This is a genomic window from Chitinivorax sp. PXF-14, assembly GCF_040812015.1.
In the GTDB taxonomy this organism is placed as follows: Bacteria; Pseudomonadota; Gammaproteobacteria; order Burkholderiales; family SCOH01; genus JBFNXJ01.
In genome coordinates this window covers 200,116-226,360 of sequence record NZ_JBFNXJ010000003.1, presented here as the reverse complement: position 1 = coordinate 226,360, position 26,245 = coordinate 200,116, and the positions used below count along the sequence as shown (strand labels likewise).

Below are 26,245 nucleotides of genomic sequence, written 5' to 3'. Positions count from 1 at the left end.
TTCTCAAGCAAGTGGCGAGCCAGAAAATTAATTAATTAAAAATCAGATTGTTATGTGATTTTTTTGGTTTGTTTCGAAGCGAGTGTCAATAATTCCGACACGCGTCAGACAGCGAAACGCATGCCGCGTACCAGCCGTTGCGCCGTGCCGGCCCCGAGGGCCTGCTCGATATCCGCCAGCACCCCCGCCTCGTGCCCGGGCTCAAGATGCGAGATCAGCACCGTCACCGGCTGGCCGAGCCAGGCCAGGCCTTCGGCCAGCAGTGCCGGGGTCATGTGGCCGCTGCGCAGCGCCTGTTCGCGTTGCGCGCTGCGAAAGGTGGTTTCGATCATCAGGTAGCGCAGCCGTGGCAGCTGCTGCAAGGCCTGCCAGAACGGCGGGTGCAGGGTGGTGTCGCCGCTGAACACGAAACTGCCGCTGCCGCCATCGACGGCATAGCCGCAGGCCGGCACCGAGTGTTTGACCGGCAGCACCGTGACCTGCTTGCCCTTGAGGCTGAAGCTGTCGCCCACGGCGACCGGGGCGAAGCGCAGCCATGGCGATTCGGGCGAGGGATGGCGCGTGTAGTCGGGCCAGAGCTGGTTGTTGAACATGTGCCCGGTCAGCGCGGCGATGGTTTCGGGCAGCGCGTGGACGGTCAGCGGCCCAGGGCGGAAGCCGGCTGCCGCATCGGCCAGCAGCGGCAGCGAGCCGGCATGATCGAGGTGGGCGTGGGTGAGCAGCACGGCGTCGATGGCGATGATCTGCTCATGGGTGAGCTCGCCGGCACCGGTGCCGGCGTCGATCAGCAGATCGTCGTTGATCTGGATGCAGGTGGTGCGCCGTGGCGCACCGATGCCGGCGCTGCAGCCGAGAATATGTACTTGCATGGCGGCCTCCTCGCGCATCGCGGCGGCAAGGGGCCGCGATGCCCTACCGCTTCAGCATAGTGCAGCGGATGGGGGCTAGACGCTGGGCTTGCGGCCGAACATGACGAACAGCATGGCGCCGACGATGATCATCGGTAGGCTCAGCCACTGCCCCATGCTCAGGTGCAGGCTCAGGTAGCCCAGGAAGCTGTCGGGCTCGCGCGCGAACTCGGCAATGAAGCGGAAGGCGCCGTAACCGATCAGGAACAGCGCAGAAACCTGCCCCGCCTGGCGTGGCTTGGCCGAATAGAACCAGAGGATGAGGAACAGCGCCAGCCCCTCGAGCCCGGCCTGATAGAGCTGCGACGGGTGGCGCGGCAGGCCGTTGAATTGCGTCAGCCACTGCAGCCATTGCGGGTTGCTGGCGGCCTGCTGGATATCCTCGCGTGCGGCCTGCGGGAAGATCATCGCCCACGGCGCATCGGGGCTGGTGACGCGGCCCCACAGCTCGCCGTTGATGAAGTTGCCGATGCGGCCAGCAAGCAGGCCGGTGGGCACCAGCGGTGCGACGAAGTCGGCCACCTGCCAGAAGCCCTTGCCGGTGCGACGGCCGTAAATCCACATCGCGACGAGCACGCCGAGAAAGCCGCCGTGGAAGGACATGCCGCCTTCCCACACCTTGAGGATGGACAGCGGATTGGCCAGGTAGTCGCCGAACTTGTAGAACAGCACGTAGCCGAAGCGCCCGCCGAGTATCACCCCGAGCACGCCGTAGAACAGCAGGTCGTCGAGCTGGCGCGCATCCCAGCCGAGATCCGGGCGCTGCTTGATGCGATAGCGGCCGAGCGCGACGAACAGCATGAAGCCGACCAGATACATGAGGCCATACCAGCGCACGGCCATGGGGCCCAGGTGGATGGCGACGGGGTCGAACTGCGGGTGAATCATCATGGTGTGGGCACCTTGGCTGCGGAAGCTCGCGATTATACACAGCACGCCGCGGCCGGCTGTGCCGGTGAGGCGATGGCGGAAGTGTGGCTTGTGCCGGTTACAGGCGTTTGTCGATAATGCTGCGACATGTCGGTCGCCGCATGCAGCGGCGATGGACGCTACTCACGACGATAGGTTCCCCATGCCGGCCCAAGCAGATACGCCCTCCCTCAAATCCCAAGGCCACGCGCTGTCCGTGCTCGCTGCGGGGTTGGTCACCGTGCTCGTGGGCTTCACCAGCTCCTACGCGATCGTGGTGCAGGCCGGGCAGGCCATGGGCATGGACCGCGCCGGCATCATCTCGATGACGCTGGCGCTATGCCTCGGCATGGGGCTGACCACGCTGCTGCCGAGCCTGTGGCTGCGCATGCCGGTGGTCACGGCCTGGTCCACGCCCGGCGCGGCGCTGCTGGCGGTCACCGCGCATCAGGGCGGGGTGGCGAGCGCCATCGGCGCCTTCATGCTGTGCGGCGCGCTGCTGTTGCTGGTCGGCATCACCGGCTGGTTCGAGCGCGGCATGAGCCGCATCCCGGCTGCACTGGCGAGCGCGCTGCTGGCCGGCGTGCTGGTGCGTTTCGGGCTGGAGACCTTCGCTGCGCTGAAAACCGCGCTGCCGGTGGTGGGCGCCATGTTGCTGGTCTACCTCGTCGGCAAGCGCGTGACCCAGCGTTTCGTGATCCCGCTGGTGCTGCTGGCCGGCGTGGCGGCTGCGCTGCTCTCCGGCAAGCTCGTGCTGCCAGTACTGGCGCTGCACTGGGCGACGCCGGTGGCGACCGCGCCGCACTTCGTGCTGGCGGACATGATCGGCATCGCGCTGCCATTGTTCATCGTCACCATGGCCTCGCAGAACGTGCCGGGCGTGGCCGTGCTCAAGGCATTCAACTACCCGGTGCCGGTCTCCCGGGTGATCGCGCTGACCGGGCTGGCGACGCTCCTGCTGGCGCCGTTCGGCGCCTATGCGCTGAACCTGGCTGCGATCACGGCGGCGCTGTGCATGGGCGCCGAGGTGCACCCCGACCCGGGCAAGCGCTATCTTGCGGCGGCGGCGGCCGGTGCGCTCTACATCGTGATCGGCCTGCTCGCGCCGAGCATCGTCGATATCTTCACCGCCTTCCCGCACGAGCTGATCATCGCCGTGGCGGGCCTCGCACTGCTGCCGACGATCGGCCGCGGGCTGGCGACCGCGCTCGCCGACGAGACGGAGCGCGAGCCGGCGCTGATCGCGTTTCTCGTCACCGCCTCCGGCGTCACGCTGTTCGGCATCGGCGCCGCGTTCTGGGGCGTGGTGGCGGGTGTCGTGTCGCGGCTGATCCTGGTGCGCAAGCCGTGATGGGGGCTTGCTCCGATGCCGCTTGCACTGCGGTATGGCTCGCCAGATGAGCGGCAAGCGGCCGGCGCGCTGCTGCGACTGGATTGCACGGTATCTGAATGCACCGTCACAGTTTTGCCTCTGCCTTCGGTAGAACTGCGCATTCGGCGGCGCCCTGTTTTTGTTACAATCTTCCCCATCCCTTGTTTGGCGCCGCGTCAGGCCTACCCGTGCCGAGACCCTGCCGTTTCCGGCCTACCCCGCCGTATCGTCGCCCAGTCGCGACGCCGTGAATGCCCGCCCGTTGCGGGCCGTACGTATTGATACACCCGATTCCGTTTGAGGTTGCCATGCCCGCTTACCGTTCCCGCACATCCACCCACGGCCGCAACATGGCCGGCGCCCGCGCCCTGTGGCGCGCCACCGGCATGAAGGACGAGGATTTCAACAACAAGCCGATCATCGCGATCGCCAACTCCTTCACCCAGTTCGTGCCGGGCCACGTGCACCTGCAGAACATGGGGCAGCTGGTGGCGCGCGAGATCGAGAAGGCCGGCGGCGTGGCCAAGGAATTCAACACCATCGCCGTCGATGACGGCATCGCCATGGGCCACGGCGGCATGCTGTACTCGCTGCCGAGCCGCGACCTGATCGCCGATTCGGTCGAATACATGGTCAACGCCCACACCGCTGATGCGCTGGTGTGCATCTCGAACTGCGACAAGATCACCCCAGGGATGCTGATGGCCGCGCTGCGCCTCAATATCCCGGTCGTGTTCGTATCCGGCGGGCCGATGGAAGCGGGCAAGGTCAACTGGCGCGGCGTCGAGCGCAATCTCGACCTGGTCGACGCGATGGTCGAAGCCGCCGACAGCAAGGTCAGCGACGAGGAAGTCGCCGTGATCGAGCGCTCCGCCTGCCCGACCTGCGGCTCCTGTTCCGGCATGTTCACCGCCAACTCGATGAACTGCCTGACCGAAGCGCTGGGCTTGTCCTTGCCCGGCAACGGCTCGCTGCTCGCCACCCACGGCGACCGCAAGGAACTGTTCCTGAAAGCTGGCCGCACCATCGTCGAGCTGGCCAAGCGCTACTACGAGCAGGACGACGCCTCGGTGCTGCCGCGCGCGATCGCCACCTTCGATGCCTTCGAAAACGCGATGAGCCTCGATGTCGCCATGGGCGGCTCGACCAACACCGTGCTGCATCTGCTGGCTGCCGCTCATGAAGCCGGTGTGCCGTTCACGATGAAGGACATCGACCGCGTCTCACGCCGTGTGCCCTGCCTCAGCAAGGTTGCCCCGGCGACGCAGAAATACCACATGGAAGACGTGCACCGCGCCGGTGGCGTGATCGGCATCCTCGGCGAGCTGGACCGCGCCGGCCTGATCAACCGCGATGCCAAAACCGTCCACGCCCCGACCATGGCCGACGCGCTCGACAAGTGGGACATCAAGCGCCCGAGCGTCGATGACGCGGCCAAGACCTTCTACCGCGCCGCGCCCGGCGGCGTCGCAACCACCATCGCGTTCAGCCAGAGCATGCGCTACCCCGAGCTTGACGATGACCGCGCCGAAGGCTGCATCCGCGACAAGGCCAACGCCTACTCGCAGGACGGCGGCCTGGCCGTGCTGACCGGCAATATCGCCGAGCGCGGCTGCATCGTGAAGACGGCCGGTGTCGATGACTCCATCCTCAAGTTCAGCGGCCGTGCGCGCGTGTTCGAGAGCCAGGATGCGGCGGTTGAAGCAATTCTCGCCGACCGGATCGTGGCCGGCGATATCGTCGTGATCCGCTACGAAGGCCCGAAGGGCGGCCCGGGCATGCAGGAAATGCTGTATCCGACCAGCTACCTGAAATCCAAGGGCCTGGGCAAGGAATGCGCCCTGTTGACCGACGGCCGCTTCTCCGGCGGCACCTCGGGCCTGTCGATCGGCCACGTCAGCCCGGAAGCGGCTGAGGGCGGCGTGATCGGCCTCGTCAACGAAGGCGACATGATCGATATCGACATCCCGAACCGCGGCATCAGCCTGCGTGTGGACGACGCGGAAATCGCCGCCCGCCGCGCCGCGATGGAAGCCAAGGGCCGCGACGCGTGGAAGCCGGTCAACCGCCAGCGCTACGTGTCGCCCGCGCTGCGCGCCTACGCGGCGATGACGACCTCGGCCGACACCGGGGCCGTGCGCGATGTGAGCCAGGTCGAACGCAAGTAAGACCAAGCTCCGAGAGGATGCCGCCCGCAGGGCGGCATTTTTCATGGCAAGGCCCGTCAAGCCGGGCTGTTTGATGTTTTTGAACGGATTTAGCGTTACATGATCGTCCGCGACCGCCCCTCTGGTTTCCGCCTGTTTTTTGTCCTGCGCGGCTCCATCCTGCCGCAGATACGCGGCCCGCTGCTCGCGAACACCCTCGTCGCCACCATCGTGGCCGTCACCCACGGCGCGCTGTTCCATCTCAAGATCACGCTGACCACCATCCCGTTCAGCCTGATTGGGCTGGCGCTCGCCATCTTCCTGGGTTTTCGTAATTCGGCGGCCTACGACCGCTACTGGGAGGCACGCAAACTGTGGGGCGAGCTCGTGCACCGCAGCCGCAGCCTGGCGCGGCAATGCCAGAGCCTGATCGACATGCCCACGCCGATGCTGGCCAGCAACGGCCTGTCCGACGTGCGGGTACGCATGGTCTACCGGACCATCGCCTTCGTGCACGCACTGCGCCACATGCTGCGCGACAGCACGGATTACCATGAGCTCACCCCGCTGTTGTCCGAACACGAGACGCGGCGGCTGACGCAGACGTCGAACCCACCGGACTGGCTGATGCAGTGCATGGGCCAGGATCTGCAGCAATGCCTGCAAGAGGGGCGGCTCGACGGCTGCCGTGCCGCCGCGCTCGATGCCACGCTGTCGGCCATGGCCTCCGCCGCGGCCGGCTGCGAGCGCATCAAGAATACGCCGATCCCGTTCTCCTACGCCCTGCTACTGCACCGCACGGCCTATCTATACTGCTTCCTGCTGCCTTTCGGCCTGGTGGATTCGATCGGCTTCATGACGCCCTTTGTGGTCGGCATCGTCGCCTACACCTTCTTTGGCCTCGACGCGCTCGGCGACGAGATCGAGGAGCCGTTCGGGCTCGACCCCAACGACCTGCCGCTCGAATCGATCAGTCGCGCCATCGAGATCAACCTGCGCGAAGCACTCGCGGACGAACACGTGCCGGAAGAGATCGCGGTGATCGATCACTGCCTGATGTAGGAAGCCAGCCGATGTCTCCCTACGACATGCTGCCCACCTCGCCTGGGCAAGGCATGACCCACGTGCTGGCCAAGTCCCGTCGGCGCTGACGCTTGCCGTGTCGCGCCTGATCGGGCCGCCGTGCGGATGAGGCCCACGCCTTGCCTCGACCCGCCACCGGCGCTGGGATAGCATGTCCGTCATGACACAGATGGCTCCATTCGAACGCTTCTACAGCGTCATCCGCACGATTCCGGCCGGCTGCGTATGCACTTACGGGCGCATCGCCGAGCTCGCCGGCATGCCGCGCCGCGCGCGCCTGGTCGGGCATGCGCTCAAGGCGCTGCCGGACGGCAGCGAGGTGCCGTGGTGGCGCGTGCTCAACAGCCAGGGCCGCATCAGCGCGCGCGGGCTCGGCGGCAGCGACGAGTACCAGCGCCTGCTGCTCGAAGAAGAGGGCGTGGCCTTCGACGCCAGTGGCCGCGTCGATTTCAGGCGCCACGGCTGGCCGCGGCAGGACTGAGGCGAGGGCATGGGATTGGAACTGCTGTGGTGGGGGCTCGCCATTGCCATGATTGTCGTGGGCTTCGTCGGCAACCTCGTGCCGTTGTTGCCCGGCATGCCGCTGATGCTGGCCGGCATGGTGCTCGGTGCCTGGGTGGATCACTTCAGCAAGGTCGGCATCGCCACGCTTGCGCTGCTCGGGTTCCTGGTGCTGCTCGGCCAGCTGGCCGACTTCGTTGCCGGCAGCCTCGGCGCCAAGCGTGCCGGCGCCAGCGGCAAGGCCGTGTGGGGTGCTACGCTGGGCTCGCTGGTCGGCGTCCTCGGCGGCTTGCCGGGCATCGTGCTCGGCCCTTTCATCGGCGCGGCAATCGGCGAATACCTGGCCGAGCGCGACCTGCTGCGCGCCGGCAAGGTCGGCGTCGCCGCCTGGCTGGGGCTGGTACTGGGCATGGCGGCCAAGATCGCGCTGGCGTTCACGATACTCGGCGTGTTCGGTTTTGCGCTGCTGGTTTAGGCAAACAGCGTCGATATCTGCTCGCGCAGCCATCGGTTGGCCGGGTCGCTCTCGACATTGGCGTGCCAGTACAGGTGCACGTCGAGCCGCGGCACGTTGAGCGGGAACTCGAACAGGCGATTATTGAACTGCTGGTTGGCGACGCGTGCGTACTGCTCGGGCATGGTCAGCAGGTAGTCGGTCTGGCTCACCACGCGGCTGGCGGCGAAATAGTGCTGGCAGCGCAGCGCGATGCGGCGGCGCAGGCCCTGGCGGTTCAGCTCGAAATCCTCCAGGCCCGGCCCCTTGCGGCGCGACGACACCAGCACGTGCGGCTGCTCGAGATAGGTGTCGAGGTCGAGCGCGTCGCGGATGATCGGGTGATCGGCGTTCACCACCACCACCAGGCGGTCGCGCGACAGTCGTTTCTGGCGGATGTCGTGGCTCATCGGCATCGGGATGTCCACCACCAGGTCGAGCGTGCCGGCGGCCAGCTCGGCCTCGATCTCGTTGCGGTCGACGCGCACGCTGGCGATGTCGATGTGCGGCGCGTTCTGCTGCAGGTGGGCGAGCAGCGGCGGCAGGGCGGTGGCTTCGAGCACGTCGCGCAGGCCGAGAATGAAGGTGCGCTGCGTGCTCAGCGGGTCGAAGCTGGCCTGCTCGTGCAGGCTGATTTCGAGCGTCTGCAGCGCCTGCCGCACCGGCCCGATCAGGTTGCGAGCCAGCGGTGTGGGCACCATGCCCATGCCTTGCCGCGTGAACAGCGGGTCGTTCAGCAGCTCGCGCAATCGCGCCAGCGCATGGCTGATCGCCGGCTGGCTCAGGCTGAGCTTGTGTGCGGCGCGTGTCAGCGTGCCTTCGGTGTAGATCGTGTCGAATACCACGAACAGGTTCAAATCGATCCGGCTTATATGCATGAAATTTATTAACTCTAATTCAAACTATTCATTTGTTTGATTCTATGGCGCTCCCTATGCTTGGCGCAAATCACTTGTCGAGCAGGAGCTACCATGGATTTCGCCCATTCCCCCAAAGCGGCCGACTACATCGCCCGCATGAACGCCTTCATGCAGGAGCACGTGCTGCCGGCCGAGGTTGATTACTACGCACAGCTGCCGACCGGCGCCGACTGGACCCTGTGGCGCCAGCCGGCCGTCATGGAAAGCCTGAAGCAGAAGGCCAAGGATGCCGGACTGTGGAACCTGTTCCTGCCGGATGAGCACGGCGCCGGCCTCTCCAACGTCGAATATGCGCCGCTGGCCGAGATCACCGGCCGCGCTGGGTTTTCTGCCGAGATCTTCAACTGCGCAGCACCCGACACCGGCAATATGGAAGTGCTGGTCAAGTACGGCTCGGCCGAGCAGCAGGAGCAGTGGCTCAAGCCCTTGCTGGACGGCACTGTCCGCTCCGCCTTCTGCATGACCGAGCCCGGTGTCGCATCGAGCGATGCCACCAATATGGAAGCCACCGCCATCGTCGATGGCGACGAGGTGGTGCTGAACGGCCGCAAGTGGTGGAGCTCCGGCATCGGCCACCCGCATTGCCGGGTGCTGATCTTCATGGGGCTGACCGACCCGAATGCCGACAAGCACCGCCAGCACTCGATGGTGCTGGTGCCGCTCGACACGCCGGGCGTGAAGATCGAGCGCATGCTGCCGGTGTTCGGCGCCTTCGACGAGCCGCACGGTCACGGCGAGGTCAGCTTCACCAATGTCCGCCTGCCCTTGTCAGCCTTCATTGCCGGCCCCGGCCGTGGCTTCGAGATCGCGCAGGGCCGCCTCGGCCCAGGCCGCATTCACCACTGCATGCGTGCCATCGGCGCGGCCGAGATGGCGCTCGAACTGATGTGCAAGCGCGCCGCCACCCGTGTCGCATTCGGCAAGCCGCTGGCCCGCCTCGGCGGCAACCCGGACGTGATCGCCAATGCCCGCATGGCCATCGAGCAGGCGCGTCTGTTGACGTTGAAGGCCGCGTGGATGATGGATACCGTCGGCGTGAAGGGCGCGATGAGCGAGATTTCGCAGATCAAGGTAGTGGCGCCGAGCATGGCGCAGCAGGTGATCGACGCTGCAGTGCAGATTCACGGTGGTATGGGGGTGTCCGACGACGTGCCGCTGGCACGCCTGTTCGCCTACGCCCGTGTGCTGCGCCTGGCTGATGGCCCGGACGAGGTGCATCGCGGCCTGATTGCCAAGCTCGAGATGAGGCAGCAGCTGGCCAAGTACGGCGTGAAGATCTGACGCAGCCTGATGGGCGCTTGCAACCACTCCGTTTCCCTCGCGGCGCCTCGTCGCTCGCGTGGAAACCGGGGCGGTCAGCGCCTGCGACCCAATTGAAGGATGAAACATGGAACAACTGATTGACCAGGCCGTCGCGGTGCGCGCGGGCGAGGAGCTCGACGCAACGGCGGTCGATGCTTTCATCAAACGGCATGCGAGCGGGCTCGACGGTGCGCCCGAGATCACCCAATTCCCCGGCGGGGCATCCAACCTGACCTATCTGGTGCGCTATGCCAACCGCGACCTGATCCTGCGCCGTCCGCCATTCGGCCACCGCGCCAAGTCGGCGCACGACATGGCACGCGAGGCACGCATCATGGCGGCACTGAAGCCGGTCTACCGCTATGTGCCCGATGTCGTCGCCTTCTGCGAGGACCAGTCGGTGATGGGCTGCGACTTCTACGTGATGGACCGCATCAAGGGCATCATCCCGCGCCAGAACCTGCCCAAGGGGCTGGCACTCAACGAGGAAGACACGCGCAAGCTGTGCCTCAACGTCATCGACAAGATGATCGAGCTGCACCAGGTCGATTACAAGCAGGCCGGCCTCGATCACCTCGGCAAGGGCGAGGGCTATGTCGCGCGCCAGATCGACGGCTGGAGCGAACGCTTCCGCCAGGCGCGCACCGAGGATGTCGGCGATTTCGAAGCCGTGATGGCCTGGCTCAAGGCCAAGCAGCCGGCGAAAGACGTCGCCACCTGCCTGATCCACAACGATTACCGTTTCGACAACGTGGTGCTGAACCCGGACAACCCGTTCGAGGTGATCGGCGTGCTCGACTGGGAAATGGCCACGCTGGGCGACCCGCTGATGGATCTCGGCAACACGCTCGCCTACTGGGTGCAGGCCGACGACGACCCGATCTTCCAGCAGATGCGCCGCCAGCCGACCAACGCACCGGGCATGCTGACGCGCCAGGAAGTGATCGACTACTACGGCGAGAAGACCGGCTACCACGTCGACAACTTCGATTTCTACGCGATCTACGGCCTGTTCCGCCTCGCGGTGATCGTGCAGCAGATCTATCGCCGCTACCAGGAAGGCCAGGCCAAGAACCCGCAGTTCGCGATGTTCGGCGGTATCGCCAACTACCTCGAACAGCGCTGCCAGCGCCTGATTTCCCAATCCACCCTGTAAGCCAAAAAGAGAAAAATCATGGAGATGCTGAGCAAGATATTGGTTGGGCTGGTGGCGATCGAGCACGTTTACATCCTGGTGCTCGAGATGTTTTTGTGGACCAAGCCCAAGGGGCGCAAGGTGTTCGGCCTGACCGCCGATTTCGCCGAGCAGTCGAAGGCGCTGGCGGCCAATCAGGGCTTGTACAACGGCTTCCTGGCCGCCGGCCTGGTGTGGGGGCTGCTGCACCCGAATGCGGCGTTCGGCCACCAGATTCAGCTGTTCTTCGCCGCCTGCGTACTGGTTGCCGGCATCTACGGCGGGCTCACCGCCAAGCGCTCGATCCTGTTCATTCAGGGGGTGCCGGCCCTGCTGGCGCTCGGCGCGCTGCTGGCCGGCTGAGGCGCGCGATGCCAGCGATCTACCTGATTCGCCACGGTCAGGCCAGCTTCGGCGCCGAGGACTACGACCAGCTCTCGCCCCTGGGCGAACAGCAGTCGCGCCTGCTCGGCGACTGGCTGCACCGCTGCGGCCAGCGCCCCGCGCGCGTGGTGGCCGGCTCGCTCAAACGCCACCGGCAGACTGCCGAAGCCTGCCTCGACGCACTGCCCGGCGGCTATGCCGGCGAGTGGCAGATCGGCCAGGGCTTCGACGAGTTCGATCATCACGAGGTGCTGGTGCGCTATCGCCCCGAGTTCGATGACCGTGCCGCACTGGGGCAATTCCTGGCCGACTCGGGCAACCCGCGCCAGGCCTTCCAGCAGGTGTTCACCGCTGCCGTGGCGCGCTGGGTCGGTGGCGCGCATGACGACTATGCGGAGTCGTGGGCCGGCTTCAAGACCCGCTGCAACGCGGCACTGGCCGAGCTGACCGCGCAGGCGGCCGAAGGCACGACCTGGGTGTTCACCTCGGGCGGGCCGATCTCGGTGATCGTGCAGCAGCTGCTCGGCATTCCCGACCGCAAGATATTCGATCTGAACTGGACGCTCGCCAATACCGGCATCACCCGGCTCATGTACCGCCCGGGCCAGGTCAGCGTCGGTACCGTCAACGCCTTCCCGCATCTCGACGCGGCCGGCGACCCGCAACTGATTACCTATCGATAGCCCACGAGGAGACCACTGATGGCTACCCCCAATACCTTCGACCTGTCCGGCAAGATTGCCCTCGTCACCGGCGCGAGCCGCGGCATCGGCGAGAGCACGGCCAAGCTGCTGGCGGCCCATGGCGCGCACGTGATCGTGTCGAGCCGCAAGATCGAGGCCTGCCTCGACGTGGTCGAGGCGATCAAGGCGGCCGGCGGCTCGGCCGAGGCGATGGCCTGCCACATCGGCGAGATGGAGCAGATCGAGGCCATCTTCAAGAGCATCGAAGACAAGCACGGCCGGCTCGACATCCTCGTCAACAACGCGGCGGCCAACCCGCATTTCGGCCCGATCGTCGATACCGACGTGAGCGCCTTCCAGAAGACAGTCGACGTCAACATCCGCGGCTATTTCTTCATGTCGTCCTACGGCGCCAAGCTGATGGCAGCGCACGGCGGTGGCGCGATCGTCAACGTGGCATCGGTCAACGGCATGATCCCGGGCGTGTTCCAGGGCATCTACTCGATCACCAAGGCGGCCGTCATCTCGATGACCAAGGCCTTCGCCAAGGAATGCGCGCCGATCGGCGTGCGCGTCAACGCCTTGCTGCCCGGCGCCACCGATACCAAGTTTGCCGCCGCGCTGGTGAAGAACCCGGCGATTCTCGAAAAGGCGCTCGAACACATCCCGATGAACCGCGTGGCGCAACCGGACGAGATGGCCGGCGCCGTGCTCTATCTGGTATCGCCGGCGGCGAGCTACACCACGGGCACCTGCCTCAATGTGGACGGCGGCTACCTGCTGGTGTGAGCGGCAGGACTGGATGCGGGCAGGGGCGGCGCTGGGCCTGCATCCCAGGATTCCGCCGCATGCCGCGCCCCGCCTGCAAGCGGCCAGCAACGCCATGAAGGCATAAGACGATGCACAGCACCGAGATCGACATCCGCGCCTACCACTGCGATGGCTACGGCCACGTCAACAACGCGCGCTACCTCGAACTGCTCGACGAGGCGCGCTGGCGCGCGTGGGAGGCGATCGACTACGGCTGGTTCGCCGAGCGCCAGATGCAGGTGGTGGTGTCGCGCATCGACATCCGCTACCTGCGCGAGGCGGTGATCGGCGACCGGCTGACGATCGAGACCGAGCTGCTGGCGCTCAACGTGCGCGACGGCGTGTTCCGGCAGTGCATCGTGCGCGCCGGCAAGCGCGTGGCCGAGGCCGAGGTGACGTTCGCCGTGCTCGGCCCGGCGTCGCGTCGTGCGCTCGTGATCGAAGACGAATTGAAGGCGCGGCTGCTGGGACTGGGCCTGCGCACGGACGAATCAACGGAAACATAGAGGAAACGACATGAAGGACTTGAAAGGCAAGGTTGCCGTCATCACCGGCGGCGCAGAAGGCATCGGCAAGGCCATCGCGAGAAAGGCCGCCGCCGAGGGCATGAAACTGGTGCTGGCCGACATCGACGGCAGCAAGCTCGACGCCACGCTGAGCGAATTCGCGGCACAGGGGGTTGAGGCCATCGGCCTCAAGACCGACGTATCGAAGCAGGAACAGGTCGAGGCGCTGGCCGACCTCGCCTTCGAGCGCTTCGGCAACGTCCACCTGCTGTGTAACAACGCCGGTGTGGCCTGCGCCAGGCCGGTGTGGGAAGTGAGCCAGGCCGACTGGGACTGGGTGATGGGCGTGAACCTGTACGGCGTCACCCATGCGCTGCGCGCGTTCATCCCGCGCATGATGGCCAAGGGCGAGGAGGGCCACATCGTCAACACCGCCTCCGTTGCCGGCCTGCTGTCGCAGCCCGGGCTCGCCACCTACAACGCGAGCAAGCACGCGGTGGTGACGATCTCCGAAGGCCTCCATCACGACCTGGCGCTGCGCCAGAGCAAGATCAAGGTGTCGGTGCTGTGCCCGGCCTGGGTGAAGACGCGCATCGCCGAGAGCGAGCGCAACCGCACCCAGGGCAGCAAGACCGACCCGACCAAGCTCGACCCGGTGACCGCGCAGATCGGCATGGCCGTGATCAACGCCGTGCAGCATGGCATCGCGCCCGAGCAGGTGGCCGACGACGTGTTCGCCGCCGTCGAGGCCGAGCGCTTCTACATACTCACGCATCCGCAGATCAAGCCCGCGATCCAGGCGCGCATGGAAGACATCCTGAACGAGCGCAGCCCGACCTTCATCCCGACCAAATAAACATCAGCCACGAGAGATACCGACATGAGCACGACAACCAACCGCCTGTGGCGCCTCGCCGTCCGCCCCGATGGCATGATCAAGCAGTCCGACTTCAACCTGGTCAGCGAGCCCGTGCCTGCCCTGCAGGAAGGCCAGCTGCGGATCCGCAATGTCTACCTGTCGCTCGACCCGGCCATGCGCGGCTGGCTGATCGACCGCCCGAGCTATGTGCCGCCGGTGCAGATCGGCGAAATCATGCGCGGCCTGGCCGTCGGCGTGGTCGAGGAATCGATGCACCCCAAGTTCGCCAAGGGTGACACGGTGCAGGGCATGTTCGGCTGGCAGGAACGCGTGGTATCGAACGGCGAGGGCGTGACCAAGCTGCCCGCCAGCCCGCTGCCGCTGACTGCCAACCTGGGCCTGTTCGGCCTCGCCGGCATGACCTCCTACTTCGGCCTGCTCGACGTCGGCCAGCCCAAGGAGGGCGAAACCCTGCTGGTGTCCGGCGCGGCCGGCTCGGTCGGCTCGCTCGTCGGGCAGATCGGCAAGATCAAGGGCCTGCGCGTGGTCGGCATCGCCGGTAGCGACGACAAGTGCGAGTGGCTGGTGAACGAGCTCGGCTTCGACGCGGCCGTCAACTACAAGAAGGGCGACCTGCGCACGCAGCTCAAGGAGGCCTGCCCCAAGGGCGTGGACGTGTATTTCGAGAACGTCGGCGGCGAGATCCTCGATACCGTGCTGAGCGTGATGAACCCCTTCGGCCGCGTGGTCGTCTGCGGCTTGATCAGCCAGTACAACGCGACCGAGAAGGTGCCCGGCCCCTACAACTTCGCCATGGTGATCTCCAAGCGCCTGCGCATCCAGGGCTTCATCGCCACCGACTTCGGCTCGCGCGTGAAGGAGATGATCAACGACTACGCGCAGTGGTATATGGCGGGCAAGCTCAAGTACCGCGTCGACGTGGTGCAGGGGCTCGAAGCGGCGCCGACGGCGATCAACAAACTGTTCGACGGCTCGAATACCGGCAAGCTGATCGTGCAGGTGTCGGAGGTGTGACGGGCCGCCCTGCGGGGTGTGAGCGGCGGATGTGGCCTGGGTTAGCGGCGTGGCGGCGTAACCCAGGGCTGGCGTTGGGGTGATCTGTGGGTGGAGCGCTACGCGCGGTGTTGGGCGCCTGGCGCGCGATACCGTGAGCGTGGATGCGGGTGTCGGTGCGCAATATCAGCGTTGTTCACCCTTTCCCCAGCCCTCTCCCGTCGAGGGAGAGGGGGCGGAGCGTGCCACGGACGGCGGCAAGTGCACCCAAGCGGAGGCATGTGTCCCCGACTTTGCCGTGAGGCGTGCCGAGCACGTGTAGCCTGGGTAAACCGCGCAGCGGCGTAAGCCGGGTGAGGTTGAGGAGCGTGCATCTCGGATGGATTGGGTGGGATGACGCCAAGCAGACAGCGCTGCTTGTTTTGCCCCTGGGTTGCCGGCTGCCGGAGTACCGGGGCCGACGCCACTATCTGTCGCCATCGCCACAGCTGTGGCACGGATACTGTACTAACGCAGACGCAGACGCAGACGCAGACGCAGGCGCAGGCGCAGGCGCAGGCGCAGGCGCAGGCGCAGGCGCAGGCGCAGGCACAGGCACAGGCACAGGCACAGGCACAGGCACAGGCACAGGCACCCCCCCCTCCCTCGACGGGAGAGGGCAGGGGAGAGGGTGACAGCCGCACCGACCTTGCGCACAAGTGTCGCCCCTACCCGCCGCCGCCTCACCCAGAGCACCACGCTTTTAGTACGTGCAGCACCTGTCTTCGGCGAACGGGGCGACACCCCGCCCCGAACATCAACGAAGCGCCAGACCAGTACGCCCACAACAAGAACACCATAAAAAGATACAAGCCCAATAGGAGACATGTTCATGAAAGCCATCCTCTGCAAGAACTACGGCCCGGCCGAGTCGCTGGTGCTGGAAGACCTCCCCACGCCGCAGCCCGGCCCCAAGCAGGTGCTGATCCGCGTCACGGCGGCGGGGGTCAATTTCCCCGATGCGCTGATCATCCAGGGGCTCTACCAGTTCAAGCCGCCGCTGCCGTTCTCGCCCGGCGGCGAGCTGGCTGGGGTGGTCGAGGCGGTGGGTGAGAACGTCCATCACCTCAAGGCCGGCGACCCTGTCGTCGCCTTCACCGGTTGGGGCGCGTTTGCCGAGCAGGTGGTGGCCGATGCGTTCAAGGTGTTCCCGGTGCCGGCCGATCTCGATCCGGCCGTCGCGGCCAGCTTCGTGATGACCTATGCGACCGCCTATCATGCGCTCAAGGACCGCGCCCAGCTTCGCCCCGGCGAGCGCGTGCTGGTGCTCGGCGCGGCCGGTGGCGTGGGGCTGGCGGCGGTGGAGCTGGCCAAGCTGATGGATGCCGAGGTGATCGCCTGCGCCTCGACCGACGAGAAACTGGCGCTGTGCCGCGAAGTCGGTGCCGACCAGCTGATCAACTACAGCAGCGAAGACCTGAAGGAGCGCATCAAGCAGCTCACCGACGGCAAGGGCGTCGACGTGATCGTCGACCCGGTCGGCGGCGACTATGCCGAGCAGACGCTGCGCTCGATCGCGTGGGAAGGGCGCTACCTGGTGATCGGCTTCGCCAACGGCGAGATCCCGAAGATTCCGCTGAACCTGCCGCTGCTCAAGGGCTGCGCGATTCTCGGCGTGTTCTGGGGCGAGTTCGCGATGCGCCAGAAGGCGATCAACCAGACCAATATCCTCGAACTGTTTGGCTGGCTGCGCGAGGGCAAGCTCAAGCCGCACATCTCGGCCCGGCTGCCGCTCGCGCGCGCGGCCGAGGCGATCCAGCTGCTGGCCTCGCGCCAGGCCACCGGCAAGGTGGTGGTGACCACCGACGCCTACCCTGGGTGAGGTGGCCATGCGCGCTCGCCATATCGTGATCGCCGCGCTGCTTGCCGGCGCCGCCTACCTGCTCGCCTGGCCGGTGAACGTCGTGCCGCAGGCCTGGACCCCGCCACCAGCACCGGCCCTGGCTGGGCCGTATGCACCCAACCACGCGCTGTCCGGCGCACACCGCATCGCCGTGGGCGGCCACGGCGTACCCGAGGACATCGCCTTCGGCCCGGACGGCCTGCTCTACGCCGGCGCCGCCGACGGCAGCATCGTGCGCATGAAGCCCGACGGCAGCGCGCTGCAGGTGCTTGCCAATACCGGCGGCCGGCCGCTGGGCCTGCGTTTCGACGCGGCGGGGCGGCTGATCGTCGCCGATGCCGACAAGGGCCTGCTGGCGGTCACGCCGGACGGCAAGGTGGCGACCCTGTCGACCGAGGCCGAGGGCCGCCGCTTCGGCCTGCCCGACGACCTCGACATCGGCGCCGACGGCACAATCTACTTCTCGGACGCGAGCGACCGCTTCCCGCTCAGCGACTACGAGAGCGACCTGATCGAGCACGGCGGCAACGGCCGCCTGCTGGCCTACGACCCGAAGACGGGGCAAACGCGCGTGTTGCTCAAGGGGCTCTACTTCGCCAACGGTGTCGCGGTGAGCCCGGATCAACGTTTCGTGCTGGTGGTCGAAACCGGTGAGTACCGGCTCACGCGCTACTGGCTCACGGGCCCCAAGGCCGGCACCAGCGATGTGTTCGCCGACAACCTGCCGGGCGTGCCGGACGGTGTGCTGTCCAATGGCCGCGACACCTTCTGGGTCTCGCTGCCGACGCCGCGGCTGGCCGATCTCGACCGCCTGCTGCCGTACCCGGCGATCCGCAAGATCGTCGCGCGCCTGCCCAAGGCCGTGCAGCCCAAGCCGAAACCGATGGGCTTCGTGCTCGGGCTCGATCTGGCCGGCAAGGTCACGCACAACCTGCAGGACCCGGACGGCCGCGCTTATTCCACGATCACCAACGTTGTCGAGCACGACGGCAAGCTGTGGTTCGGTAGCCTCGACCAGCCTGCCGTCGGTGTCGTATCCCTGATGGAGACCAAGCAATGAGTGAATCCCCTTTACTGGTTGAACGCCGTGGCCCCGTGCTGTGCATGGGCCTCAACCGCCCGGAGAAGCGCAACGCACTCGATCTCGACGGCTATGTCGCACTGGCGCAAGCCTACGGCGAACTCGACCGCGATCCCGAGCTGCGTGTCGGTGTGGTGTATGCGGTTGGCGAGCATTTCACCGCCGGGCTCGACCTGCCCAAGTGGGTGCCCGCCTTTGCCGGCGGCCAGCTGCCGGCACTGCCCGACGGCGCGCTCGAACCCTTCGGCCTCGACCCGGCGCGGCGCGTGCGTAAGCCCGTCATCTTCGCGCTGCAGGGCGTCTGCTACACCTGCGGCATCGAGCTGATGCTGGCCGGCGACATCCGCATCGCCGCCACCGACACGCGCTTCGGCCAGATCGAGGTGAAGCGCGGCATCTACGCGGTGGGCGGCGCGACACTGCGCTTCTTCCAGGAGATCGGCTGGGGCAATGCGATGCGCTACCTGCTGACCGGCGACGAGATCAGCGCGCACGAGGCCTACCGCATGGGCCTGGTGCAGGAGCTGGTCGAGCCCGGCCGCCAGTTCGACCGCGCGCTCACGCTCGCCAACACCATCGCGCAGCAGGCGCCGCTCGGCGTGCAGGCCACGCTGGCGTCAGCACGGCTGGCGAAGGAGCAGGGCGAGGCGGCGGCGATTGCGCGGCTATTCCCGGACCTGCTGCCGCTGATGGCCAGCGACGACGCCAAGGAAGGCGTCGCGGCCTTCATGGCGCGGCGCCCGGCGCAGTTCGTCGGGCGTTGAACCCCGGCGGCTGCGCACCGCCGCCCCCGGACTGCACGCCGGCCAGCCGTGCTGGCGCTGCCATCCGGCTATCCACCTCACAGGCGATCCATCGACATGTCCCACCCCCTGATCAACCCGCGCGACCTTGCTTTCCAGCTCTACGAGCTGCTGCCGACCGAGGCGCTGACTGCGCGCCCCCGCTTCGCCGACCACAGCCGCGAGACCTTCGATGCCGCCATCGACACCGCGCGCCACGTGGCCGAGCAATACTTCGCGCCGCACAACCGCGAGCTCGACGAGCACGAGCCCGAGTTCGACGGGCAGCGCGTGCACATCATCCCGCAGGTCAAGGCGGCGCTCGATGCGTTTGCCGACGCCGGTTTCCTCGCCGCCCACCATGACTACGCGCTGGGTGGCATGCAGCTGCCGCACACGGTTGTCCAGGCCTGCCAGGCCTATTTCCAGGCAGCCAATATCGCTACCTCGTCCTATGCCTTCCTGACCACGGCGGCGGCCAATGTGATCCACCATTTCGGTAGCGACGAGCAGAAACGGCGCTTTCTCGAGCCGATGCTGACGGGCCGCTTTACCGGCACCATGGCGCTGACCGAGCCGCACGCCGGCTCCTCGCTGGGTGACCTGCGCACGGCTGCCGAGCCGCAGCCGGATGGCAGCTACCGGCTCAGCGGCAACAAGATATTCATCTCGGGCGGCGACCACGAGCTCAGCGAGAACATCGTCCACCTCGTGCTGGCCCGCATCAAGGGCGCGCCGGCCGCGGTCAAGGGCATCTCGCTGTTCATCGTGCCCAAGTTCCTCGTCGGCGACGACGGCGCGCTCGGCGCGCGCAACGATGTCGCACTGGCCGGCCTGCTGCACAAGATGGGCTGGCGCGGCACCACCTCGACCATGCTGAACTTCGGCGAGCAGGGCGGCGCCATCGGCTACCTGGTGGGCGAGCCCAACCACGGGCTGCGCTACATGTTCCACATGATGAACGAGGCGCGCATCGGCGTCGGCATGGGCGCCACCATGCTCGGCTACGCGGGCTACCTGTATTCGCTCGACTACGCCAGGAGCCGCCCGCAGGGCCGCCCGGCATCGAGCCGGGACTTCGGCGCGCCGCAGGTGCCCATCATCGAGCACGCCGACGTGCGCCACATGCTGCTGCAGCAGAAGGCCTATGTCGAAGGCGCGCTGGCACTCGAGTTCTACTGCGCGGCGCTGGTCGATGACATCGCCACCGCGCCGGACCAAGCCCAGCGCGACGAGGCACGCCTGTTGCTTGAGCTGCTGACGCCGATCGCCAAGGCCTGGCCGGCGAAATACTGCCTCAAGGCCAACGAGCTGGCGGTGCAGGTCCTCGGCGGCTACGGCTTCACGCGCGATTACCCGGTCGAACAGTATTACCGCGACAACCGCCTCAACCCGATCCACGAAGGCACCAACGGCATCCAGGCGCTCGACCTGCTCGGCCGCAAGGTGACGATGCAGGATGGCGCCGCATTCAAGCTGCTGCTGCAACGTATCGGCGACACCTGCCGCGAGGCCGCCACCCTGGCCGAGTGCGCGCCACTGGCCGCTGCGCTGGCTGACGCCGCCAAGCTCATCGGGGAACTGACGCTGCAGCTGGCGATGAGCTTCATCAGCGCCGGCGTCGATCGCACGCTCGCCAACGCCTCGCTCTACCTCGATCTGGCCGGGCGCGTCGTGCTGTCGTGGATGTGGCTGCGCCAGGCGATGGCGGCCGAGCGCGGCCTGGCCGGTGCGGCTCATGATGACGAAGCGTTTTATCGCGGCAAACTGCAGGCGGCGCGCTACTATCTGGGCTGGGAGCTACCGGAGATCCGGCATCAGGCCGACCTGCTGCGCGGGCTCGATACGGCGGCGTGGGAGATGCAGGGGGCGTGGTTCTAGGGCGGGCTGAATGGCTGGAGGCGTTGGCTGAGCGCCGGGCAGCTGTCAGTGCCTGAGTGCAAGTCTTGCCCACGGATGCCGGCGCTCCCCGGAATGTACAGGACGCAAAGGCCATGCCATCGGCAATTCGCAGAAGACAGGCAAGATAACGCACATCACGGGCGCCCCCGGCATACTCAAATCAACACACGCGTCAACGCACAAAACCACAAGGAGAACACGATCATGAAAATCTATGGCCATGCCAATTCCCGCTCCGTCCGCGCCGTGTGGGCTGCTGAAGAAGTCGGTGCCAGCTATGACTTCGAAAGCATCGACCTGTTCGGCGGGGCGGCGCGCCGCGAGCCCTTCGTCAGCCTCAACCCGGCGGGCAAGGTGCCGGTACTGGTCGATGGTGACCTCGTGCTGACCGAGTCGGCGGCGATCTGCAACTATCTCGCCATGCGCCACCCGGCGGCCGGGCTGCTGCCGGCCGAGGGCACGCATGAGCGGGCACTGGTCGAGCGCTGGAGCTATTTCGCGATGACCGAGCTGGAACAGCCGCTGTGGACCATCACCAAGCACAAGATTGTCTACCCCGAGTCCAAGCGTGTGCCGGCGATTATCGACACCGCGCTGTGGGAGTTCGCCAAGACCGCCAAGCTGCTCGAGCAGGGGCTCGGCGAGCGCGAGTTCATCGTGGGTGAGCGCTTCAGCGTTGCCGACATCCTGCTCGCGCACTGCCTGAGCTGGGCCAAGGCCTTCAAGGTACCGATCGAGTCCGAGTCGCTGATGGCCTATGGCAAGCGCATGTGGGCACGGCCGGCGCTGGCGCGGGCGGTGGCTCGCGAGCAGGCTGCCGAGCACGGCTGACGTTCAATACGGACGGGCCTCCTGGCCTGGCTGCCGATCAGGCTGCCGCCGATGATGAGCACGTCGGCGCAGATCCAGTTGTCGCGTTCCCAGTAGCTGGGCATGGGGGCTCCCTTGTCTGATGGATGCCGCATAGCCGAGGGCAGGCCAGCCTGCGGGGCCGCGGTGTGAGGCATGAAAAAACGGGCCATCAGGCCCGTTATTCTGCTGCGACTGCCATGCGTTGCTGCCGTTCAGTGATGCAGTATCTTCGACAGGAACTGCTTGGCGCGGTCCGAGCGCGCTTCCATATTGCCGAAGAATTCGTCCTTCTGGCAGTCCTCGATGATCTTGCCCTGATCCATGAAGATCACGCGGTTGGCCACCTTGCGCGCGAAACCCATCTCGTGGGTGACGCACATCATGGTCATGCCTTCCTGCGCGAGCTCGACCATCACGTCGAGCACTTCGTTGACCATCTCCGGGTCGAGCGCCGAGGTCGGCTCGTCGAACAGCATCACGATCGGGTCCATCGACAGTGCGCGGGCGATGGCGACGCGCTGTTGCTGGCCACCCGAGAGCTGGCCCGGATACTTGTGCGCATGCGCCTTGAGGCCGACACGGTCGAGCAGCTTGAGACCCTTGTCGCGCGCTTCGTCGGCGCTGCGGCCCAGCACCTTGGTCTGCGCGATGGTCAGGTTCTCGGTGATGCTCAGGTGCGGGAACAGCTCGAAATGCTGGAACACCATGCCGACACGCGAACGCAGCTTGGGCAGGTTGGTCTTCGGGTTGCCGACCGAGGTGCCGTCGACGACGATATCGCCCTTCTGGAACGGCTCCAGCGCGTTCACGCACTTGATCAGCGTCGACTTGCCCGAGCCCGATGGCCCGCAGACGACGACGACTTCCCCTTTCTTGACTTCGGTCGTGCAGTCGGTGAGGACCTGGAACTGGCCATACCACTTGCTGATGTTCTTGATATTGATCATCTCGAGATCCTCTTGCGAAGCATTTTGACGGCCTGGGACAGGCTGAAGCAGACAATGAAATAGGCGGCGCCGGCGAACAGCAGCATCTCGACCAGTCGCCCGTCACGCTCGCCGACCTTCTGCGCGGCGCCGAAGAAATCGGCCAGGCCGATCACGTACACCAGCGAGGTATCCTGGAACAGGATGATGGCCTGCGTGAGCAGTAGCGGCGTCATGTTGCGGAAGGCCTGCGGCAGGATGATGAGCCGCATCGCCTGGCTGTAGGTCATGCCCACCGCCATGGCGGCGCCCATCTGGCCGCGCGATACGCTCTGGATACCGGCGCGGATGATTTCGGCGTAGTAGGCCGATTCGAACAGCGCAAACGCGGTCATGGCCGACACGAGTCGGATGTCGCCGATGTCGTCGCCGAAGATCGATTTCAGCAGCGAGGGCACGATCAGGTAGAACCACAGGATCACCATCACCAGCGGTATCGAGCGGAACAGGTTGACATAGCCGGTGGCGAACGTGCTCAGTATCTTCGACGGCGAAATGCGCATCACCGCGAGCAGCGCGCCCCATGTCATGCCGACGAGGAGGGCGATACCAAGGATTTCGCCGGTGATCTTGGCGCCTTCGAGCAGGTAGGGGATGGAGCCGGGGATCGAGCTCCAGTCGAATTCGTAAGCCATTATTTGCCCCCCATATAGCCAGGCAGGCGTGTGCGGTTCTCGACCCAGCGCATGAAATACATCACCACGATATTGATCACGAAGTAACCGAGCGTCGCCGCCGTGAACGATTCATAGGGCTGCGCCGTGTATTCGACCAGCTGGCGCGCCTGGCCGGCGAGCTCGAGCATGCCGATGACCGATACCACGGCCGAGTTCTTGAAGATGTTGAGGAACTCGGAAGTCAGTGGCGGGATCACGATGCGGAAAGCCATCGGCAGCAGCACGAAGCGATAGGTCTGCGCGAGCGTGAAGCCCATCGCCAGGCCCGCGTTGGTCTGGCCGCGCGGCAGCGATTCGATGCCGGAGCGGACCTGCTCGCATACGCGCGCCGCCGTGAACATACCCAGGCCGATGAAGCCCCAGAGGAGCTGGCCCTTGACCGGGTCCATCTGTTTCACCGCGTCGCCCCAGGCGCTGGGCAGCAGCTCGGGAAAGACGAAGAACCAGACGAACAGCTGGACCAGCAGCGGAATATTGCGGAACACCTCGACATAGCCGCCGGCAAAGCCCGACAGCCATCGGTTCGGCACGGTGCGCAGGATGCCGAGCAGGGAGCCCAGGACCAGGGCAAGCACCCAGGCCGAGAGCGATACGGCGAGGGTCCACTTCATGCCGGCGAGCAGCCAGCCGAAGTAGGTGTCCAGGCCGTCCGGGGTGGTCTGTGCGAACACTCCCCAGTTCCATTGATAAGACATGAAACCTCTCCAGTGTGGAATGGCGTGAAGCGCGCAAGCACGCATCGGGCACGAACCCGTGGCGTTGGCGCTGGCGGTGACGCTTTAGTTATATGACAGGTTCGGCAAGCCCACCCATGCATTGCCCCTTGTGGGGGCCGGAACGAGCTGGGCGCTCTGGCTGGCGCTTGCCGCCGCCACCCGCTCGTGGGGTGAGAGGGGGGCGGACAGGGGAGGGGCCGTCAGCCCCTCCGTGCGGTGGCTTATTCGTAAGCCTTGTCGTTCGGGTTCTTGATCAGCGCCATCATGTCGTCGCTCATCGGGAAACTCAGGTTGAGCCCCTTGGGCGGGATCGGTGACATGAACCAGCGCTTGTAGATATCGTTGATCTTGCCGCTCTTCATCAGGCCGGCAATGGTGCTGTCGACCAGTGCCTTGAACTGCGGATCGTCCTTGCGCATCATGCAGCCGTAAGCCTCGAACGATTGCGGCTTACCCACCACGGCCCATTCGCCGGGGTTCTTGGCCTTGGCCATTTCGCCGTAGAGCAGGGCGTCATCCATCATGAAGGCGACAGCGCGGCCGGTTTCCAGCATCAGGAACGATTCGCCGTGGTCCTTCGCGCTGACCACGTTCATGCCCATGTTCTTGTCGGCGTTCATCTTGCGGATGATGCGCTCGGAGGTGGTGCCGGCGGTGGTGACCACGGTCTTGCCGGCGAGGTCCGGGAAGTCCTTCACCCCGGAGGTCTTCTTGGCCAGCAGGCGGGTGCCGATGACGAAGATCGAATCGGAGAAGGCAACCTGTTTCTGGCGCTCGGTGTTGTTGGTGGTGGAGCCGCACTCGAGGTCGACGGTGCCGTTCTGCACCAGCGGGATGCGCGTCTGCGAGGTGACCGAGTTGAGCTTGACGATCAGGCCCGGCATCTTCAGCTCTTTTTTCACCGCGGCGATGACTTCGTTGGCGACGTCCTGCGAGTAGCCGACCACCTTCTGCTTGTCGTCGAGATACGAGAACGGGATCGACGATTCGCGGTGGCCGAGCGTCATCGCGCCACTGTCCTTGATCTTCTTGAGCGTGCCGGTCAGCTCGGCCGCCGATGCCGCGCCGGTGGCGGCGATGCTGGCGATCAGGGCCGCCACGATGTTGCGCTGAATACGCATGAATCTGTCTCCTTAGCAAAAAGCTGCTACCGCAATTTTTTGGGATGGCCAGGCGGCCTTGTAATCGCTTGCTTGTCGGTGCGTCGGCCCCGCGTGGTTAGTGCCACACAGGTCCGCCGTCTAGGCGTGGACGCTGCCGCATGGTAACCGAGCCGTCATCAGGAACAATTGCGGCTTTCCTGTACTGGCGCGCCTTGCGGCATCACACCCTGGGTGGAGGCAGGGCACGACGCTAAGCTAGGTATAGCCGATGATGGCCGTCGAGTCACCGGCGCCACTCGACGGCGCGATGCTCCGGTCGATGTGGTGCGCCCGCCAGGGCGGCGGGCGCATCGGTTCGGCGTGTGTGGCCTGCCGGTCCTGTGCAGGCTAGGGCTGGCGCGTCGCGACCCGATTGGCGATGGAGACGAACTGCGCAACGCTGAGGTTTTCCGGGCGCAGGCCGGGGTCGATGTCGAGCGCGGTGAAATCGGCATCGTCGAGCACCCCGCGCAGATTGTTGCGCAAGGTCTTGCGGCGCTGCGAGAAGGCCTGCGTCACCACCTCTTCGAGCGTATCGATGCGGCTCGCGGTGAGCTCGGCGGCCGGCAGCGGGATCATCCGCACCACGGCGGAATCGACCTTGGGCGGCGGGTCGAACGAGCCGGGCGGCACGTCGAGCACCTTCTCCATGTAGAAGCGGTACTGCAGCATCACCGACAGGCGGCCGTAATCGGTGGTCGAGGGCTCCGCCACCATGCGGTCGACCACTTCCTTCTGCAGCATGAAATGCATGTCGACGATGCGGTCGCGGTATTCGGCGAGGTGGAACAAGAGCGGCGACGAGATGTTGTAAGGCAGGTTGCCGACGATGCGCAGCTTCTCGCCCAGGCTGCCGAAATCGAATTTCAGCGCATCGACGCCATGGATGGTCACGCGCTCGGGCGGGTAGGTTTTTTCCAGCCGCGCGATGATGTCGCGGTCGATCTCGACGCAATGCAGATGCTTGAGCTGGGCCAGCAGCGGTTTGGTCAGGGCACCGAGGCCGGGGCCGATTTCGACCATCAGGTCGTCGGCGCGCGGGGAAATAGCGTAAATGATGTCATTGATCACGGCTTGGTCGACCAGAAAGTTCTGGCCGAAGCGTTTGCGCGGGATGTGTTTGCTCATGCGGGCAATTCCAGAAAAGGTGGGCGAGCCGG

General features: G+C 65.9%; 26 protein-coding genes. 18 read left to right on the top strand and 8 right to left on the bottom strand.

Annotation, left to right across the window (positions count from 1 at the left end; translation table 11 throughout):
• Positions 1 to 104 precede the first annotated feature (104 nt).
• Both ABWL39_RS05960 and lgt read right to left on the bottom strand, forming a co-directional pair.
• A complete protein-coding gene (locus tag ABWL39_RS05960; RefSeq protein ID WP_367788062.1) occupies positions 105 to 869 on the bottom strand; it encodes a 3',5'-cyclic-nucleotide phosphodiesterase in 765 nt (254 codons plus the stop codon).
• Between the two features lie 75 nt (positions 870 to 944).
• The gene (gene lgt, locus ABWL39_RS05955) at positions 945 to 1,799 is read right to left on the bottom strand and encodes a prolipoprotein diacylglyceryl transferase (RefSeq protein WP_367788060.1); all 855 of its coding nucleotides are present in this window, start codon (positions 1,797 to 1,799) and stop codon (positions 945 to 947) included.
• Positions 1,800 to 1,980: 181 nt separating this feature from the next.
• Here lgt and ABWL39_RS05950 point away from each other — a divergent pair, with 181 nt between their 5' ends.
• From ABWL39_RS05950 to ABWL39_RS05930, 5 genes are all read left to right on the top strand, one after another.
• Positions 1,981 to 3,168 carry a benzoate/H(+) symporter BenE family transporter gene (locus ABWL39_RS05950; RefSeq protein ID WP_367788058.1) on the top strand — a complete coding sequence of 396 codons (1,188 nt, stop codon included), beginning with the start codon at positions 1,981 to 1,983 and terminating at the stop codon, positions 3,166 to 3,168.
• A gap of 329 nt (positions 3,169 to 3,497) precedes the next feature.
• Entirely contained in the window at positions 3,498 to 5,357 is a 1,860-nt protein-coding gene (gene ilvD, locus ABWL39_RS05945) for a dihydroxy-acid dehydratase (protein ID WP_367788056.1), read from the top strand.
• Between the two features lie 99 nt (positions 5,358 to 5,456).
• Positions 5,457 to 6,398, top strand: a complete 942-nt coding sequence (locus tag ABWL39_RS05940) for a bestrophin family protein (protein ID WP_367788054.1) — start codon at positions 5,457 to 5,459, stop codon at positions 6,396 to 6,398.
• 181 nt (positions 6,399 to 6,579) lie between these two features.
• The gene (locus ABWL39_RS05935) at positions 6,580 to 6,900 is read left to right on the top strand and encodes an MGMT family protein (protein WP_367788052.1); all 321 of its coding nucleotides are present in this window, start codon (positions 6,580 to 6,582) and stop codon (positions 6,898 to 6,900) included.
• Positions 6,901 to 6,909: 9 nt separating this feature from the next.
• Positions 6,910 to 7,395, top strand: a complete 486-nt coding sequence (locus tag ABWL39_RS05930) for a DUF456 domain-containing protein (protein WP_367788050.1) — start codon at positions 6,910 to 6,912, stop codon at positions 7,393 to 7,395.
• Here ABWL39_RS05930 and ABWL39_RS05925 read toward each other — a convergent pair.
• Positions 7,392 to 8,291: a LysR family transcriptional regulator gene (locus tag ABWL39_RS05925; RefSeq protein ID WP_367788048.1), complete on the bottom strand. Its 900-nt coding sequence runs from the start codon at positions 8,289 to 8,291 to the stop codon at positions 7,392 to 7,394. The two genes, ABWL39_RS05930 and ABWL39_RS05925, sit on opposite strands and share 4 nt — an antisense overlap.
• A 93-nt stretch (positions 8,292 to 8,384) precedes the next feature.
• Here ABWL39_RS05925 and ABWL39_RS05920 point away from each other — a divergent pair, with 93 nt between their 5' ends.
• The 13 genes from ABWL39_RS05920 (at position 8,385) to ABWL39_RS05860 (ending at position 21,543) form a co-directional block, all read left to right on the top strand.
• Positions 8,385 to 9,614 carry an acyl-CoA dehydrogenase family protein gene (locus ABWL39_RS05920; protein ID WP_367788046.1) on the top strand — a complete coding sequence of 410 codons (1,230 nt, stop codon included), beginning with the start codon at positions 8,385 to 8,387 and terminating at the stop codon, positions 9,612 to 9,614.
• 106 nt (positions 9,615 to 9,720) lie between these two features.
• A complete protein-coding gene (locus ABWL39_RS05915) occupies positions 9,721 to 10,791 on the top strand; it encodes a phosphotransferase family protein (RefSeq protein ID WP_367788044.1) in 1,071 nt (356 codons plus the stop codon).
• Positions 10,792 to 10,809: 18 nt separating this feature from the next.
• The gene (locus ABWL39_RS05910) at positions 10,810 to 11,172 is read left to right on the top strand and encodes a DUF1304 domain-containing protein (protein ID WP_367788043.1); all 363 of its coding nucleotides are present in this window, start codon (positions 10,810 to 10,812) and stop codon (positions 11,170 to 11,172) included.
• An 8-nt stretch (positions 11,173 to 11,180) separates the two neighbouring features.
• Complete coding sequence (locus tag ABWL39_RS05905) at positions 11,181 to 11,876, top strand: histidine phosphatase family protein (RefSeq protein ID WP_367788041.1); 696 nt, start codon at positions 11,181 to 11,183, stop codon at positions 11,874 to 11,876.
• An 18-nt stretch (positions 11,877 to 11,894) separates the two neighbouring features.
• Complete coding sequence (locus ABWL39_RS05900) at positions 11,895 to 12,665, top strand: SDR family oxidoreductase (RefSeq protein WP_367788039.1); 771 nt, start codon at positions 11,895 to 11,897, stop codon at positions 12,663 to 12,665.
• A gap of 110 nt (positions 12,666 to 12,775) precedes the next feature.
• Positions 12,776 to 13,192: an acyl-CoA thioesterase gene (locus ABWL39_RS05895; protein ID WP_367788037.1), complete on the top strand. Its 417-nt coding sequence runs from the start codon at positions 12,776 to 12,778 to the stop codon at positions 13,190 to 13,192.
• A 10-nt stretch (positions 13,193 to 13,202) separates the two neighbouring features.
• A complete protein-coding gene (locus tag ABWL39_RS05890; RefSeq protein ID WP_367788035.1) occupies positions 13,203 to 14,048 on the top strand; it encodes an SDR family NAD(P)-dependent oxidoreductase in 846 nt (281 codons plus the stop codon).
• 24 nt (positions 14,049 to 14,072) lie between these two features.
• The gene (locus tag ABWL39_RS05885; protein WP_367788033.1) at positions 14,073 to 15,086 is read left to right on the top strand and encodes an NADP-dependent oxidoreductase; all 1,014 of its coding nucleotides are present in this window, start codon (positions 14,073 to 14,075) and stop codon (positions 15,084 to 15,086) included.
• A gap of 850 nt (positions 15,087 to 15,936) precedes the next feature.
• A complete protein-coding gene (locus tag ABWL39_RS05880) occupies positions 15,937 to 16,926 on the top strand; it encodes an NADPH:quinone oxidoreductase family protein (protein ID WP_367788031.1) in 990 nt (329 codons plus the stop codon).
• 7 nt (positions 16,927 to 16,933) lie between these two features.
• Positions 16,934 to 18,007, top strand: coding sequence for an SMP-30/gluconolactonase/LRE family protein (locus ABWL39_RS05875; protein WP_367788029.1), 1,074 nt, complete (start codon positions 16,934 to 16,936; stop codon positions 18,005 to 18,007).
• The gene (locus ABWL39_RS05870) at positions 18,004 to 18,792 is read left to right on the top strand and encodes a crotonase/enoyl-CoA hydratase family protein (RefSeq protein WP_367788027.1); all 789 of its coding nucleotides are present in this window, start codon (positions 18,004 to 18,006) and stop codon (positions 18,790 to 18,792) included. The genes ABWL39_RS05875 and ABWL39_RS05870 overlap by 4 nt, the downstream gene beginning before the upstream one ends.
• 96 nt (positions 18,793 to 18,888) lie before the next feature.
• Positions 18,889 to 20,691 carry an acyl-CoA dehydrogenase gene (locus ABWL39_RS05865; RefSeq protein WP_367788025.1) on the top strand — a complete coding sequence of 601 codons (1,803 nt, stop codon included), beginning with the start codon at positions 18,889 to 18,891 and terminating at the stop codon, positions 20,689 to 20,691.
• A 225-nt stretch (positions 20,692 to 20,916) separates the two neighbouring features.
• A complete protein-coding gene (locus tag ABWL39_RS05860) occupies positions 20,917 to 21,543 on the top strand; it encodes a glutathione S-transferase family protein (protein ID WP_367788023.1) in 627 nt (208 codons plus the stop codon).
• Positions 21,544 to 21,776: 233 nt separating this feature from the next.
• On the opposite strand, the gene ABWL39_RS05855 is transcribed toward ABWL39_RS05860, so the two are convergent.
• From ABWL39_RS05855 to rsmA, 5 genes are all read right to left on the bottom strand, one after another.
• Positions 21,777 to 22,511, bottom strand: coding sequence for an amino acid ABC transporter ATP-binding protein (locus ABWL39_RS05855; RefSeq protein WP_367788021.1), 735 nt, complete (start codon positions 22,509 to 22,511; stop codon positions 21,777 to 21,779).
• Positions 22,508 to 23,185: a glutamate/aspartate ABC transporter permease GltK gene (gene gltK / locus ABWL39_RS05850; protein WP_367788019.1), complete on the bottom strand. Its 678-nt coding sequence runs from the start codon at positions 23,183 to 23,185 to the stop codon at positions 22,508 to 22,510. Before gltK ends, ABWL39_RS05855 begins: the two co-directional genes overlap by 4 nt.
• The gene (locus ABWL39_RS05845) at positions 23,185 to 23,922 is read right to left on the bottom strand and encodes an amino acid ABC transporter permease (protein WP_367788017.1); all 738 of its coding nucleotides are present in this window, start codon (positions 23,920 to 23,922) and stop codon (positions 23,185 to 23,187) included. The genes gltK and ABWL39_RS05845 overlap by 1 nt, the downstream gene beginning before the upstream one ends.
• Before the next feature lie 242 nt (positions 23,923 to 24,164).
• Positions 24,165 to 25,064, bottom strand: a complete 900-nt coding sequence (locus ABWL39_RS05840) for a glutamate/aspartate ABC transporter substrate-binding protein (protein WP_367788015.1) — start codon at positions 25,062 to 25,064, stop codon at positions 24,165 to 24,167.
• A gap of 369 nt (positions 25,065 to 25,433) precedes the next feature.
• On the bottom strand, positions 25,434 to 26,213 hold the full coding sequence (gene rsmA, locus ABWL39_RS05835; protein ID WP_367788013.1) for a 16S rRNA (adenine(1518)-N(6)/adenine(1519)-N(6))-dimethyltransferase RsmA: 780 nt from the start codon (positions 26,211 to 26,213) through the stop codon (positions 25,434 to 25,436).
• Positions 26,214 to 26,245 lie beyond the last annotated feature (32 nt).